12 protein-coding genes are annotated in these 14,850 nt (G+C 74.1%); 6 read left to right on the plus strand and 6 right to left on the minus strand.

Annotation, left to right across the window (positions count from 1 at the left end):
* Positions 1-35 precede the first annotated feature (35 nt).
* The 3 genes from hflX to KKR89_RS07625 all read left to right on the plus strand — a co-directional run bounded on the left by hflX (position 36) and on the right by KKR89_RS07625 (position 4,857).
* On the plus strand, positions 36-1,553 hold the full coding sequence (hflX, locus tag KKR89_RS07615; protein WP_208197699.1) for a GTPase HflX: 1,518 nt from the start codon (positions 36-38) through the stop codon (positions 1,551-1,553).
* A gap of 56 nt (positions 1,554-1,609) precedes the next feature.
* Positions 1,610-3,778, plus strand: coding sequence for an ATP-dependent DNA helicase (locus KKR89_RS07620; protein ID WP_372438592.1), 2,169 nt, complete (start codon positions 1,610-1,612; stop codon positions 3,776-3,778).
* 74 nt (positions 3,779-3,852) lie between these two features.
* Positions 3,853-4,857, plus strand: coding sequence for an L-lactate dehydrogenase (locus tag KKR89_RS07625; protein ID WP_208197700.1), 1,005 nt, complete (start codon positions 3,853-3,855; stop codon positions 4,855-4,857).
* A 102-nt stretch (positions 4,858-4,959) separates the two neighbouring features.
* Here KKR89_RS07625 and lexA read toward each other — a convergent pair whose 3' ends face one another.
* Positions 4,960-5,721: a transcriptional repressor LexA gene (gene lexA / locus KKR89_RS07630; protein ID WP_208197701.1), complete on the minus strand. Its 762-nt coding sequence runs from the start codon at positions 5,719-5,721 to the stop codon at positions 4,960-4,962.
* Positions 5,722-6,087: 366 nt separating this feature from the next.
* On the opposite strand from lexA, the gene KKR89_RS07635 reads away from it, so the two are divergent.
* The 3 genes from KKR89_RS07635 to KKR89_RS07645 all read left to right on the plus strand — a co-directional run bounded on the left by KKR89_RS07635 (position 6,088) and on the right by KKR89_RS07645 (position 7,473).
* Positions 6,088-6,519, plus strand: a complete 432-nt coding sequence (locus KKR89_RS07635; protein ID WP_214765750.1) for a LysM peptidoglycan-binding domain-containing protein — start codon at positions 6,088-6,090, stop codon at positions 6,517-6,519.
* A 164-nt stretch (positions 6,520-6,683) separates the two neighbouring features.
* A complete protein-coding gene (gene nrdR / locus KKR89_RS07640; RefSeq protein ID WP_208197703.1) occupies positions 6,684-7,181 on the plus strand; it encodes a transcriptional regulator NrdR in 498 nt (165 codons plus the stop codon).
* Between the two features lie 103 nt (positions 7,182-7,284).
* Entirely contained in the window at positions 7,285-7,473 is a 189-nt protein-coding gene (locus KKR89_RS07645) for a DUF5302 domain-containing protein (RefSeq protein ID WP_191784739.1), read from the plus strand.
* A 79-nt stretch (positions 7,474-7,552) separates the two neighbouring features.
* Here KKR89_RS07645 and serA read toward each other — a convergent pair whose 3' ends face one another.
* The 5 genes from serA to KKR89_RS07670 all read right to left on the minus strand — a co-directional run bounded on the left by serA (position 7,553) and on the right by KKR89_RS07670 (position 14,828).
* Positions 7,553-8,752, minus strand: a complete 1,200-nt coding sequence (serA, locus tag KKR89_RS07650; protein ID WP_208197704.1) for a phosphoglycerate dehydrogenase — start codon at positions 8,750-8,752, stop codon at positions 7,553-7,555.
* Between the two features lie 113 nt (positions 8,753-8,865).
* The gene (locus tag KKR89_RS07655; RefSeq protein WP_208197705.1) at positions 8,866-10,959 is read right to left on the minus strand and encodes a CotH kinase family protein; all 2,094 of its coding nucleotides are present in this window, start codon (positions 10,957-10,959) and stop codon (positions 8,866-8,868) included.
* Positions 10,960-10,986: 27 nt separating this feature from the next.
* Positions 10,987-11,793 carry a polyphosphate polymerase domain-containing protein gene (locus tag KKR89_RS07660; protein WP_251141065.1) on the minus strand — a complete coding sequence of 269 codons (807 nt, stop codon included), beginning with the start codon at positions 11,791-11,793 and terminating at the stop codon, positions 10,987-10,989.
* Positions 11,790-12,401, minus strand: coding sequence for a DUF4956 domain-containing protein (locus KKR89_RS07665; RefSeq protein ID WP_208197706.1), 612 nt, complete (start codon positions 12,399-12,401; stop codon positions 11,790-11,792). The genes KKR89_RS07660 and KKR89_RS07665 overlap by 4 nt, the downstream gene beginning before the upstream one ends.
* Before the next feature lie 177 nt (positions 12,402-12,578).
* A complete protein-coding gene (locus KKR89_RS07670) occupies positions 12,579-14,828 on the minus strand; it encodes a HelD family protein (protein WP_208197707.1) in 2,250 nt (749 codons plus the stop codon).
* Positions 14,829-14,850: the final 22 nt, after the last annotated feature.

The raw sequence follows: 14,850 nt of genomic DNA on the forward strand, positions 1-14,850 counted from the left end.
CCTGGACACAGCCGACCGACGACGAGAGGACCCGCGTGGACGACCGAGAGCACACCACCGACGAGGCGCAGGACGCGCCGGTGCGCAGCGCGCAGGAGGTGGCCGACGACGTCGTCGCTCGTGTGCTCGCCCGGGCCGGCACCGCGGTGCAGGCCGGGGGGACGTCGCACACGGCGTTCGACGGCGACCAGCTGGACCTCGAGGAGCGCACGTCGCTGCGACGCGTGGCCGGTCTGTCGACCGAGCTGCAGGACGTCTCCGAGGTCGAGTACCGCCAGCTGCGGCTCGAGCGGGTCGTCCTCGTGGGCCTGTGGGGGGCCGGAACGGCCGAGGAGGCCGAGAACTCGCTGCGGGAGCTCGCGGCCCTCGCCGAGACCGCCGGCTCGGAGGTGCTCGACGGCCTCCTGCAGCGTCGGCGGACCCCGGACCCCGGGACGTTCCTCGGCTCGGGCAAGGCTGCCGAGCTCGCGACCCTGGTGGCGGCCGTCGGTGCCGACACCGTCGTGGTCGACGGCGAGCTCGCGCCGTCGCAGCGCCGCTCGCTGGAGGACATCGTCAAGGTCAAGGTCGTCGACCGCACGGCCCTGATCCTCGACATCTTCGCGCAGCACGCCAAGTCCCGGGAGGGCAAGGCGCAGGTCGAGCTCGCGCAGCTCGAGTACCTGCTGCCGCGTCTGCGCGGCTGGGGCGAGTCGATGAGCCGGCAGGCCGGTGGCCAGGTCGGCGGCGCCGGTGCCGGCATGGGCTCGCGTGGTCCCGGTGAGACGAAGATCGAGCTGGACCGGCGACGCATCCGCACCCGCATGGCCAAGCTGCGCCGCGAGATCGCGGCGATGGCTCCGGCGCGCGCCACCAAGCGCGCGTCGCGCGAGCGCAACGCGGTCCCGTCGGTCGCCATCGCGGGCTACACCAACGCGGGCAAGTCCTCGCTGCTCAACCGGCTGACGCACGCCGGCGTGCTGGTGGAGAACGCCCTGTTCGCCACGCTGGACCCGACGGTGCGGCGCGCCGAGGCCGCCGACGGACGCGTCTACACGCTCGCCGACACGGTGGGGTTCGTGCGCCACCTGCCGCACCAGCTCGTCGAGGCGTTCCGCTCGACGCTCGAGGAGGTCGCGGCGGCCGACCTCATCCTGCACGTCGTCGACGCGTCGCACCCCGACCCCGAGGGGCAGATCGCGGCGGTGCGGCACGTCTTCGCCGACATCCCCGGCGCGATGGACGTGCCCGAGATCATCGTCCTTAACAAGGCCGACCTCGCCTCCCCGGAGGCCGTGGCCCGCCTGCGCTCGCGCGAGGTGCACTCGATCGTCGTCTCGGCCCGTACGGGGGAGGGGATCGCCGAGCTCAACGAGCTCATCGCGGACCAGCTGCCCCGCCCCGGCGTCGAGGTCGAGGTCGTCGTGCCCTACACGCGCGGGGACCTCGTCAGCCGGGTGCACGAGCACGGCGACATCGACGTCGAGGAGCACACGCCGACGGGTACGCGGCTGCGGGCCCGCGTCGACGCGGGCCTCGCGGCCGAGCTCGAGGCCGTGGCCGTGGCGGTCTGACGGCTCCAGGCCGGGCCTCGGCGTCAACGGTCGGTGGGCGCGACTACGCTGACGCGGTGCTCGAGTCAGATCCGTCGTCCGCCCCGGACGTCGACGACGGTGCACGCGCGGCGCAGGCGGCGGCCGAGGTCGACGGGCTGCTGGATCTCGCGGTCGGCGAGCTCGGTGGTGGGCGGCGCGACGGGCAGCACGCGATGGCGCAGGCCGTCGCCGACGCGTTGCGCACGGGGGAGCACCTGCTCGTGCAGGCCGGTACCGGGACGGGCAAGTCGCTGGGCTACCTCGTGCCGGCGGTGCGCCACGCCGTGCAGACCGACGAGCGCGTCATCGTCTCCACCGCCACCCTCGCGCTGCAGCGTCAGGTCCTGACCCGGGACCTGCCGCTGGTGACCACCGCGCTCGCCTCGCGCCTCCCGCGGTCGGCGCGGATCGCGCTGCTCAAGGGCTGGCACAACTACCTGTGCGTGCACAAGGTCGCCGGTGGCTACCCGGCCGACGAGCAGGGCACCCTGTTCGACGTCCCCGAGCGGCCGGGCGCCGCCGAGCACCCGCCCGTGGCTGAGGACGGCGACGGCGACACCGCGCGCGAGACGCTCGGCGAGCAGGTCGTGCGGGCACGCGAGTGGGCCGAGGACACGTCGACGGGTGACCGGGACGACCTCGTCCCCGGCGTCTCCGACCGCGCGTGGCGCCAGGTGTCCGTGACGGCGATGGAGTGCCTCGGCGGTGTGTGCCCGATGCTCGCGGAGTGCTTCCCGGAGGCCGCGCGGGCGCGTGCCCGCGAGGCCGACGTCGTCGTCACCAACCACGCGATGCTCGGGATCGCGGCCTCCGGGTCGCCCGGCGTGCTGCCGGAGCACCAGGTCGTGATCGTCGACGAGGCCCACGAGCTGGCGGACCGCGTGACCGCCCAGGCGACGGCCGAGCTCTCGCTGCCCACGATCGAGCAGGCCGCGCGCCTGGCACGGCGCCACGGCGGCATCCCGACGACCGACCTCGACACGGCCGCCCAGCACCTCGCGAGCGTCATCGTGCCGCTGCCCGAGGGGCGGTTCCCGCGCGGCCTGCCGTCGGACGTCCAGCTGGCCGTGGCGGCCGTCCGCGACGCCGCGCGCACGCTGCTGACCGCCCTGAAGCCCGAGGCCGGGACGCGCGACGACGGAGGCCGCAAGATGGCGGCCTCGGCGATGCTCGTCCTGTTCGAGGTCGCCGAGCGCATGGCCGCGGACCCCGAGCAGAACGCGTCGACGGTGCTGTGGTGTGCGCGGGGCGAGGACCGTCGTGGCGTCCCGACGACCCGGCTGCACGCGGCCCCGCTGGCGGTCGCGGGCCTCGTGCGCACGCACCTGCTGACCGGCCGCACCGCGGTCCTGACGTCGGCGACGTTGACCCTGGGCGGGTCGTTCGACCCCGCGGCGCGCTCGGTCGGGCTCGCGCTGCGGCCCGACGCGGCACCCGTGGGACCGGCCGAGCTCGCGACGCCCGACGGGTCCGGCGTCACCCCGTCGGGCGCCGACGTGGCACGTCCCGCCGCGGCGGCCGTCGTCGAGCCGGCGCGCTGGCGCGGGCTCGACGTGGGCAGCCCGTTCGACTACCCGCGGCAGGGCATCTGCTACGTCGCGCGCCGGCTGCCGCCCCCGGGGCGCGAACCCGCGACCGACGCGCAGCTCGACGAGATCGCGACCCTCGTCGAGGCCGCCGGAGGGCGCACGCTCGGTCTGTTCACGTCGCGTCGCGCGGCGACGGTCGCGGCCGAGGCGATGCGCGAGCGGCTCGACGTCCCCGTGCTGCTGCAGGGCGACGACCAGCTGCCGACGCTGGTCGCACGGTTCGCCGCCGACGAGCCCACGTGCCTGTTCGGGACGCTGTCCCTGTGGCAGGGGGTCGACGTGCCCGGTCCGGCCTGCCGGCTCGTGATCGTCGACCGCATCCCGTTCCCGCGGCCCGACGACCCCGTGCGCTCGGCGCGTTCCGACGCCGTCGCGGCCGCCGGGGGCAACGGGTTCATGTCCGTTGCGGCGACGCACGCCGCGCTGCTGCTCGCGCAGGGCGCCGGCCGTCTCGTGCGCACGGGCGAGGACCGGGGCGTCGTCGCCGTGCTCGACCCGCGCCTGGCCACGGCCCGGTACGGGGAGTTCCTGCAGCGGTCCATGCCGCCGTTCTGGCGGACCACCGACCGCGACGTGGTCCTCGCCGCGCTGCGCCGTCTGCGCGGATCGGACTAGCCTTCACACGGGGGTTGCGTCGCACCGGGCGGGCCGGCCCTGCGGCATCCGGCCCGTGACGAGGGGAACCACCGATGGTCGAGGAGATCGAGGGCGACGAGTTCGCCCTCAGCACGCCACCGTCCGTGCCGCGGCGCACGTCGAAGCTCGGCATCGTCGGTGCCGGCGCGGTGGGGTCGACGATGGCGTACGCGGCCCTCATGCGCGGCGCCGCCCGCACGGTGGCGCTCCTCGACGTCAACCGTGCCAAGGTCGAGGCAGAGGTCCTGGACCTGTCGCACGGCATCCAGTTCATGTCGATGGCCGAGGTCGTCGGGTCCGACGACGTGTCCGTCATGGCGGGCTGCGACGTCGTGATGTTCACGGCCGGGGCCAAGCAGAAGCCGGGGCAGTCGCGGCTCGACCTGGCCGAGGCCACCATCTCGCTCGTGCGCAAGGTCCTGCCGGGCATCGTCGAGGTCGCGCCCGACGCGGTCTACGTCATGGTGACCAACCCCGTCGACGTGGTGACGTACGCGGCGCTGAAGATCTCCGGCCTGCCGCCCTCGCAGCTGTTCGGGTCGGGCACCGTGCTCGACTCGTCCCGCCTGCGCTACCTCATCGCGCGGCACACCGGTGTCGCGGTGCAGAACGTGCACGCCTACGTCGCCGGCGAGCACGGTGACACCGAGCTGCCGCTGTGGAGCTCGGCGACCATCGGCTCCGTCCCGATCCTGGACTGGGCAGGCGCCGACGGCGCCGGTGCGCTGACACGGGAGGTGCGCGACGGCATCGCGCGCGAGGTCGTCGAGTCGGCGTACCGGATCATCGAGGGCAAGGGCGCGACGAACTACGCGATCGCGCTGGCCGGCTCGCGCATCATCGAGGCGGTCCTCAAGGACGAACGGCGGATCCTGCCCGTGTCGTCGCTGCTCGACGAGTACCTCGGGATGTCCGACGTGTGCCTGAGCGTGCCGTCGATCATCGGCTCCTCCGGGGTGATGGAGCGCCTCGAGGTGCCCATGTCCTCCGACGAGATCCTGGGCATGCGGCGCTCGGCGGAGGCGGTGCGCTCGGTCGCCCGGCGCTTCGGCTTCTGACGCCGCAGGCGCGCGCCGAGGCGGCGCGCCCGCGGCGCCCGCGGTCGTGGGGGTGGTCGCCCGGCACCTGCCCCGGGGCGTCCTCCACGACCGCGTCGGCGCCTACAGGCTGCGCAGGACGCTGACGACGCGACCGAGCACGGTGGCCGCGTCGCCGTCGATCGGGGCGTACGCGGCGTTGTGGGGCAGCAGCCAAAGGTGCCCGTCGACCAGCTTGAACGTCTTGACCGTCGCCTCGCCGTCGATCATCGCGGCGACGATCTCGCCGTTCTCGGCCACGGGCTGGCGGCGCACGACCACCCAGTCGCCGTCGCAGATCGCGGCGTCGATCATCGAGTCCCCGACCACCTTGAGCAGGAAGAGCTCGCCCTCGCCGACGAGCTGGCGCGGCAGGGGGAACACGTCCTCGACGACCTGCTCGGCGAGGATCGGACCGCCGGCGGCGATGCGCCCGACGACCGGAACGTAGGAGGGCGCGGGCGCGCTGTCGCGCTCGGGGCTGTCGGGGTCGAGCGTCGGGGCGTCGGTCCGGGACGCCCACGTCCCGACCGTGCGCGCGTCGTCCGGCTGCACGACCTCGATCGCACGGGGCCGGTGCGGGTCGCGGCGGAGGTACCCCTTGCGCTCGAGCGCGGTCAGCTGGTGCTTGACGCTCGACGGGCTCGTGAGCCCGACGGCGTCGCCGATCTCGCGCATGCTCGGCGGGTAGCCGCGCTGCTCCACGGAGGCCCGCACGGTGTCGAGGACGAGCCGCTGGCGCGTCGTCAGACCGTCGGCCGGCACCTCGTCGGTCTCGAGGGCGGTCACCGCTGCTGCCGCACGCGTTGCCCGGCCCTGCGTCGTCGCGCCGTCCTGCACGTCCACTGCGCCTCCTGCCGTCGGTCCGCACAGGCCCGTGGCGGGCGCCGCGCGCGACGGGCACCGGCGGCCTCGACGTCGGCGGTCGCGTCCGGCCTGGTCATGCCGGTGCGGGCCGCGATCGCCGGAGTCGATGTCAGAGGTCGGTGGTGCACTCGTCGCAGCACTCACCCTAGGGGTGGGACGAGGACGGATCAAACATCTGTTCGAGCGTGTCTCGACGGATGTCGGTCTCCTCTGCTAGACATCGTACGTACGTTCGACGAACACACGTTCGATCGACAGGAGCTCGGCCGGCGGTTGCCGGCAGGCGTGCACCGAGGGCCGCTCCGGCGGGCCGCGGCGCAGGACGAGCGAGGAGAGGGGCCCGACATGAGCGCGATCGCGATCGCACCGGCACTGCGAGGGACCGCACGGCCGCGTGCAGGGGCTGTGCCCCTGCTCGCCGCGGGAACCGGGGCGCGCGCCGCGGCGCACCGTCCCGCCGGCCGCGCGGGCACGGCGGCCTCGCCCGCCCCGCTGCGCTTGACCCGCCGGGGACGCGCCGTCGTCTGGTGCCTCGGGATCGCCCTCGCGGCCGGTGTCGGGGGAGCCGCGGCCTCGGCCCAGGCCGACGGTCCCGTGGCAGCGACCGAGGTGCGCCGGGTCGTCGTCGCACCGGGTGACACGCTGTGGGACATCGCGGCCGACGCCGCGTCGCCGGGCCAGGACGTGCGTGACGTCGTCCTGCGCCTCATCGCGCTCAACGAGCTCCCGTCGGGCGGCCTCCGGGCCGGGCAGACGATCGTCGTCCCGGTCGGATGACGTCGCGCCACCGCCGCGGCTGACGTCGGAGGGCGAAGGTGGAGGTCGGAGGGTGGCGGGCGCACGACGCGTGTTGCGGTGGCGGGCGCGACGGCTTAGCGTCGCCTGCGTCCGCACCGGCTCACGGCCGCGGACGCCACCTGAGTCCCGCCGAGAGGTCCGCTGTGCACTGTCCGTTCTGCCGGCATCCCGACTCCCGCGTGGTCGACTCCCGTACGTCGGACGACGGGTCCTCGATCCGTCGCCGGCGGCAGTGCCCGAGCTGCCACCGCCGCTTCACCACGATCGAGACCGCCAGCCTGTCGGTGGTCAAGCGCTCGGGCGCCACCGAGCCCTTCAGCCGCGAGAAGATCGCGAACGGCGTCCGCAAGGCGTGCCAGGGTCGGCCCGTGAGCGAGGACGACCTCGCGCTCCTCGCGCAGAAGGTCGAGGAGAACCTGCGGACCGCGGGCTCGGCGGAGATCGACGCCTACGAGATCGGTCTGGCGATCCTCGGTCCGCTGCGCGAGCTCGACGAGGTCGCCTACCTCCGCTTCGCGAGCGTCTACCAGGCGTTCGACTCCCTGGAGGACTTCGAGACGGCGATCTCGGGCCTGCGCGCCGAGCACGTCGAGGGGCGCGACGCCGACGGTCGGGTGACGGGTTCCGCCGGACCCTCCTGAGCGTGTGCACGACGCGCCGGGGACGTATGGGCTGGCGTCCGGGCGCCGCGTCGACCACCCTGGTACCGCCGACGACCATGTCGGCGAGCGGAGGACGATGACCATGACGCAGGACCCCCAGCCCTCGGCGGTGAGCGAGGAGGCCAAGGAGAAGTTCCGGGCCGCCCTCGAGCGCAAGAAGACCCAGGGTCACCCGACAGCGGACGGTGGCCGGAACACCGGCGCCGTCCACGGTGCGGAGACGGCGGGGCCGACCCAGCGTCGGTTCCAGCGCAAGTCCGGCTCGGCCTGACGGCGCGGACCCTCGGGTCCGGACGCACGCGGGGCCGCGCAGCACGTGCTGCGCGGCCCCGCGTCGTGCCTGGGCGGTGTCAGTCGAGGAGCCGCAGGCGCAGCGACTCCGGGCGCCCGGCGAGGACGTCCACGACGTCGGTGGGGACCCGGGACGACACGTCGGTGACGACGTAGCCGAGCTCCCCGCGCGTCGCCAGCAGCTGGCCCTCGATGTTGACGCCGTGCTCGGCGAGGGTGGCGTTGATCGTCGCCAGCACGCCGGGGACGTTGCGGTGGAGGTAGGCGACGCGGTGGGCGTCGGGACGCTGGTCCAGCGCGAGGTTCGGCAGGTTGACCGACAGGTTGGTCGACCCCGTCATCAGGTAGTCCCGGACCTTGTGGGCGACGAACTGCCCGATGGCCTCCTGCGCCTCCTCCGTGGAGCCGCCCGTGTGGGGGGTGAGGATGACGTTCGGCAGCCCGCGCAGCTCGGACTCGAACGGGTCGCCCTTGCGCTTGGGCTCGACCGGGAAGACGTCGACCGCGGCGCCCGCGACGTGGCCGGAGAGCACGGCGTCGCGCAGCGCGGCGTAGTCGACGACGAACCCGCGCGACAGGTTGAGGAAGATCGAGCCGGGCCGCATGCGCGCGATCTGCTTGGCGCCGAACATCCCGGCGTTGCCCGCGCGGCCGTCGACGTGGAGCGTGACGACGTCGGCGGTCTCGAGGAGCTCGTCCAGCGTGTTCATCCGCCGGGCGTTGCCCAGCGCGAGCTTCTCGGACGTGTCGTAGAAGACGACCGACATGCCGAGGTTCTCGGCGAGGACCGACAGCTGGGTGCCGATGTTGCCGTAGCCGATGATGCCGAGCGTGCGCCCGCGGACCTCGTGCGCGCCGGTCGCGGACTTGTTCCACACCCCGGCGTGCATCTCCTTGTCGAACACCGTCAGGCGGCGGGTCAGGGAGATGATGTCGGCGATCGCGATCTCCACCACCGAGCGGGTGTTGGAGAACGGCGCGTTGAACACCGCGATCCCGCTGCTCGCGGCGGCGTGCAGGTCGATCTGGTTGGTGCCGATGCAGAACGCACCGACCACCTCGAGGTCGGGCGCGGCGGCGAGGACGTCGGCCGGGACGTTGGTCTTGGACCGGATCCCCAGCACCTGGACCCCGGCGAGCGCCTCGACGAGCTCGGCCTCGTCGAGCGCGCCGGTGCGCGTCACGACGTCGAAGCCGGCCGTCTCGAGGATCGTCCGGGCGTGCGGGTGCAGGTTCTCGAGCAGCAGGGCGGTGGGCACGCCCCATGGTGCTCCCGTCCCGTGCCGTGGACCAAAGCCGTCCCGAGGTACGGACGAGACCGCCCGGGACCGCGCGGCGGCGGTCCCGGGCGGTCCCGGTGCGCGGTCGGGCGTCAGCCCGCGGCGCAGGTCAGCGTCGGGCTGCCCCCGCTGCCGGATCCGATGAACCCGAACGACGTCCCGGCTCCTGCGCCCAGCGCGCCGTTCCACGACACGTTGCGGGCGGTGACGCTCGACCCGCTGCCGCTGAGCGTCGCGTTCCAGGACTGGGTGACGCTCGTGCCGGCCGGGAGCCCCAGGGTGACGGTCCAGCCGGTGAGCGGGGCCGAGCCCGCCGTGACGGTGACCTCGCCCTGGAACCCGCCGGGCCACGTCGAGACGGCGCGGAACGTGGCCGTGCACGCCTGGCCGGGCTGCGTCGTGGGCCGCGGCGTGACGGACGGGGTGGGTGTCGCGGAGGCGGTGGGTGTCGCGGAGGGGGTGGGTGTGGCGCTGGCGGTCGGTGTCGCGCTGGCGGTGGGCGTCGGCGTGACCGTCGGTGTCGCGGTGGGGAGCGGGGTCGTCGGTCCGCCCCAGCCGGACGTCGTGTCGAGCCACGCCGCCCGCCGCAGCAGCCAGTCCTGCATGAAGGACACCTGGCCGCTCCACGTCCCGGCGGTCGGCGTGATGAACGGGCCGACCATCCGCGTCGAGAGGTTCGGGTAGCGCTGGAAGTTGCGAGCGGCGGCCCCCGCCAGCGGCGCCGTGAGAGTCGACACGCGTGAGCGCAGCGCCGTGTCGGCCAGCGGCCCGCGGCGCAGCTCCTGCCACCGCACCTTGACGCGGTTGGCGAACGTCGGGTCGCTCATGAGCACGGTGAACCAGTCGGTCGGCGGGTTGTCGCGCGTCTGCTGGTACTGCCAGCCGGAGACCTGGTCGTTCTGGAAGTACCCGCCGACCCCGAGCGTGAGGTCGAAGTCCCACAGCGGCCCGGCGGTCAGCAGGCCGCCACGGTCCTTGTAGAAGTACTGGCTGCGGTAGTAGGCGTCCATGTCCCGGCTGAGCTCGTTGACGATCACGAGGTCGACGAACGAGCCGACGTCGATGAGCGACGGGTAGCCCGTGGCGGGGTCGGCACGGTTCGGCGAGTGGATGGCGTCGTTCACCTGCCCGACGTACCGGGAGATGTAGTCGAGCTGTGCGGGAACGAGGTCGTCGGGGTCGTGCACCTCGAGGTCGGCCCAGCACCTCGACGTGCCCGCGCACGGCACGAGGGGCTGCTCGGACGCGAGCCACTCGAACTTGATGATGTAGCCGCCCTCGACCTTCGGGGGCGTGACGTCCTCGGGCTTGAGCTTCTTGAGGTCGAGCCGGTCCTTCTGGTTCTTGATCGTCTCCTCGAGCATGTAGACGCCGCGGTAGTCGTTCGCGGCCACGGGCTGCGCGTCGTCGTTCACGTACACCTCGACGAGGCGGTAGCGCGGCGTGTGCAGCCCCATCTCGCGCCCGATGTCGTACATGAGCGCCTCGCGCACCAGCGACTTGTCGGCGAACGGCCCGCGCAGCGCCCAGTCCGACTCGGCCGGCATGCCGAAGAACGGCAGGTCGTTGTCGTCGCCCGCGTTGTCCCACAGCTCGAGCCGGTAGGGCTTCTTGTCGAACATGCGCGACGACTGGCCGCGCAGCCGGTACCCGGCACGGGTCACGAGCGCGGGGTCGTCCGTCAGGGTCGTGGAGCCGCCCTGCGGCTGCAGCTCGATGACCGCGGAGGCATGGTAGTCGTCCGCCACCGCGCCCTTGCCGAAGGAGTCGAGCACGAGCACCGGCAGGTCGTGGCGCGTCGTGACCGTCGTGGCGACGTACTGCGCGGAGCCCGGCTCACCGCTCGCGGTGCCCCCGACGAAGGCCTGCGCGCGCACCTCGGTGCTGCGGGTCAGGCTCAGCGGGCCGGAGGCGACGGGGGAGGACGCCGTGGGGGCGGACCCGTCCGTCGTGTAGCGGACCTGGGCGCCCGCGACCGAGGTGCCGAGCGTGACCTGCAGCGTCCCGCTGAACGCCTTGCTCGGCACCGAGAAGGTGACGTCGCCCGTCAGCCCGGCGTCCGTGGCGGCGACGACCGCCGCCGCGGGCACCGGTGCGCCGGTGGCGACCGTGGGGCTGAGCAGGGGGACGGCCAGCGCACAGGCCAGCACCCCCGCTGCGAGCGTGCGGGTGGTCCGTTGTGACATCGTCGTCTCCTCGGGTGGTGGGTGCGGTCAGCTGTGCGCGTAGGCCTCGACGGCGCTCGCGCTGTGCGGGAGCAGGTGGTGGCGCAGCGTGCGGTGCCAGCGGTTCGCGGGGAGCTCGGGCTGCAGGGCGGCCAGGCCGGTCGCGTACTTCGAGATGCGCAGCGGACGGTGACCGTGCACCCACAGCAGCCGGTCGGCGGCCGACGCGGTCGATCCGGTCTTGGTCTCGACGACCGCGAGCCCGTGCAGGTGCAGCGGCCGGCGTCCGTCGTGCCAGAGCAGGTCCACGTCGACCGTGAGGCGGCTGTCGGAGTCCGGCAGCAGGATCGTGGCGCGCCGGTACCGCGTCAGGAGCGTCGGTGACCAGCGCATCGACTCGGCCCCGGTGATGCCGTGGGCCGCGAGCGTCGCGGTGACGAAGGGCAGCGCGGGGTCGACGCTGCTGCGGTCGTCGAGCAGGTGGGGCACCCGGTCCTTGACGGTCGTCCCGCGGGCGCCGCGCGTCTTGACCTCGATCCAGCACAGCGCCGAGTCCACGTACGTGCGCGTGCGCACCTTGAACCGTCGCCGGCGCCGGTGGGCGGCGAGGTGGTACGCGAGCAGGTCGGGGGTGTCGAAGTACACCGACTCGTACTCGAAGAGGCGCCGGGACCCGATCTCGAGCACCTGGGCGTCGCGGGGGAGCAGCCGCACGAGTGCGCCGACGTCGTCGACGGGCACGAGGTACTTGCGGTCGACGCGGGTCAGCAGCCCCGCGCGCTCGACGAGCTCGTCGAGGCCCACCGGCACCAGACGTGCGACGGGATCCTCGAGCAGGTCGGCGTCGGCCGTCACGAGGTGGCCCCGGTCGGCGTGCGCGCCGCGTCGCGGGGGGCCTGCGCGTGCCCGCGTCGTCGGGCCGGCGGGACCGTCTCGTACCGGACGTCGACCCAGGTCGTGTCGTTCACGAGGTCGATCCGCTGCACGGCGACGTGGTGCACGCGCGCCCCCAGCATGCCCTCGAGGCGTGCCACGAGCGCGACCCGGTCGAGCACCGCGCCGTCGAGGACGAGCTCCTGGCGCTGGTGCCGCCGCATCACGCGGGGGTGGTCGGCCAGGAGCACCGCGACCAGCAGGAGCGCCATGAACGCGATCGAGTGCCACAGGGCGCGGCCGGGAAGCGCTCCCAGGATGCCGAGGGCGAGCGCGGCGAAGTAGTAGGCCACCTCGCGCTGGTCGATCTCCGTCGAGCGCAGCCGGATGATCGACAGCACGCCGAACAGGCCGAGGCCGAGGCCGGCGCCGATCGTCGCCGACCCCAGCGTCGAGGCCACGGCGAGCACCCCGACGTTGACGCCGAGGAAGGCGACGACGAGGTCACGCCGCCGGTGGCGGCGGAAGTACGTCCATGTCAGCAGGCCGATGCCTGCGAGGTCGGCGCCGATGAGCACGAGCTGGTCCATGCGTGGTGCTCCCCCTGCTGGTCCGCTGCGGTGGCGCCCGGGTGAACGGTGGGTGAACATCCGGGGCAGGGCAGGACCATGGGTTCGGAGTGCGAACGCAGTCAACCGTGCTAAACGTTTGCCGTGACGATGTGACGTTCGATCATGACTGCGGGCCGGGACGTCGTCCGCGGTCCGTCAGGCCGGCGCGTCGAAACCGGCGGGCAGGTCGTGCGCGTGCACCACGTGCAGCGCGTGGGTCGGCCGTGTCATGGCGACGTAGAGGTCGCCGGCGGACGCCGCCAGCACCTGCGCGGGCTCGATCAGCACCACCACGTCGAACTCGAGCCCCTTCGCCTGGGTAGGAGTCAGGACCACGAGCGGGGCCTGCAGGTCGACCGCGTCGCCGGCCGGTACGGCGTGCCCGGCAGCGGCCAGCTCGGCGCGGATCGCGAAAGCACGGTCGGCGGCGGCGACGACCGCGACCCGGCCCGCCCCCGCCGCGTCCCCGACCTCGGCGGCGAGGCGGTCGGCAGCCGCCGCCGCGGCCGTGGCGAGCGCGTCCTCGGTGACGTGCTCGAAGGTCAGGGCGTCGGGGACGTCGCGCGCCGAGGTCTGCGGGCTGACGGGCAGGCCCGCAGCGAGCGCGACCCGGCGCGCCGCAGCGGCGACCACGGCGGGCGTCCGGTAGTTCACGGTCAGCTCGGCGAGCCGCCAGGTGCCGCGCAGGAGCGGGTCGAGCATCGCCGCCCACTCGTGCGTGCCTGCGGGCGAGGACGTCTGCGCGACGTCGCCCACGATGGTCAGGGACCGCGTCGGGACACGCCGCAGCAGAGCGCGCCACGCCATCGCCGACAGCTCCTGCGCCTCGTCGACCACCACGTGGCCGTACGTCCACGAGCGGTCCGCCGCGGCGCGCTCCGCCGTCGTGAGCGACGGGCCGGAGCTCGCGAACCGACCGGCGAGCGTCTCCGCCGAGACCATGTCGCCCGCCCCCGTGCTGCGCAGCACCTGGCGCGCGTACTCGACGTCGGCGGCCTGCCGCTCGGCGTCGGCGCGCGCCTGCGCGCGGGCCGCCTGGTCGTCCTCCCCGAGCAGCTCGGCGGCCTCGTCCAGGAGCGGCACGTCGGCCGGTGTCCACGGGGCGTCGGCAGGGCGCGCGAGCAGCGCGCGCTCGTGCGCGGACAGCTCCGGTGCCGCGGCGTCGAGACGGTAGGGCTTGGTCCACAGGTCCGTCAGCAGGCGCTGCGGCGTCAGCGGCATCCACGCCAGGTTCAGCGCGATCCGGATCTCGCGGGTCGACCGCAGGTCCTCGACGATCTCCGCACGGTCCTCCGGCGGCACCTCCCAGCCGAGCTGCTGCACGTACTGCTCCGCGAGCCGCGCGAGCATGTCGCGCACGAAGGTCACGCGCGCCTGGTTGTGCGGCCGGTTCTGGCGGCGCGCGCGCCCGATCGCCGCCGCGACGTCCTGAGGCCGCACGACGACCGTGCGGCCGTCCACCCGCACGCGCGTGGCCTGCTGCGGGACGCGCTGGCGCTGCCGCACGGCACGCCCGACGACCCGCGCCATGACCGTGCTGCCCTTGAGCCGCGCCACCTCCGCGGCCTCGGTACCGCGCGCCTCGACGCCCGGGTAGAGGTCGGCGATCGTCGCTGTGACCACACCGGTCTCCCCGAGGGAGGGCAGCACCTGGTCGATGTAGCGCAGGAACGTGCGCGAGGGCCCGACCATCAGGACGCCGGAGCGCTCCAGGAGACGCCGGTGGGCGTAGAGGAGGTACGCGGCCCGGTGCAGCGCCACGGCGGTCTTGCCGGTGCCGGGCCCGCCCTGCACGACGAGGGCGCCCGTCAGGGGGGAGCGGATGACGGCGTCCTGCTCGGCCTGGATCGTCGCGACGATGTCGCCCATGCGGCCGGTCCGGGCGGCACCCAGCGCGGCCAGCAGCGCGCCCTCGCCCGAGGCCCCCGCCAGCGACGCCGGGTCCACCCCTGCCTCCGCGAGCGCCTCGAGGTCCAGCACGTCGTCCTCGAGGCCCGTGACCTTGCGCCCCGAGGTGACGAGGTGGCGACGCCGCACGACGCCGTCCGGGTGCGCTGCGGTGGCGCGGTAGAACGCCTGGGCGGCCGGGGCCCGCCAGTCCGTGAGCAGCGGCGTCTGCTCCTCGTCGGTCAGGCCGATGCGACCGATGTAGCGGTGCTCGCCGTCGCGCAGGTCGAGACGGCCGAACGCGAGCCGGTCCTCCACCGACTCCAGCTGGGCCAGCCGGTCCTCGTACAGCGTCGCGAACGCGTCACGCTCGGAGCGGTTCTGGGGCGAGCCGGACGGTCCCGCACGGCGCACTGCCGCGAGACGGCGGCGGGACTGGGCGCGCAGCTCGTCGAGGCGCCGGTACAGCCCGTCGACGACCTGCTGCTCACCCACGAGCTCGCTGTCGATCGCTGCCACCGGTCGCACACCCTCCGAGACG

This window comes from Cellulomonas dongxiuzhuiae (genome assembly GCF_018623035.1).
Classification (GTDB): domain Bacteria; phylum Actinomycetota; class Actinomycetes; order Actinomycetales; family Cellulomonadaceae; genus Cellulomonas; species Cellulomonas dongxiuzhuiae.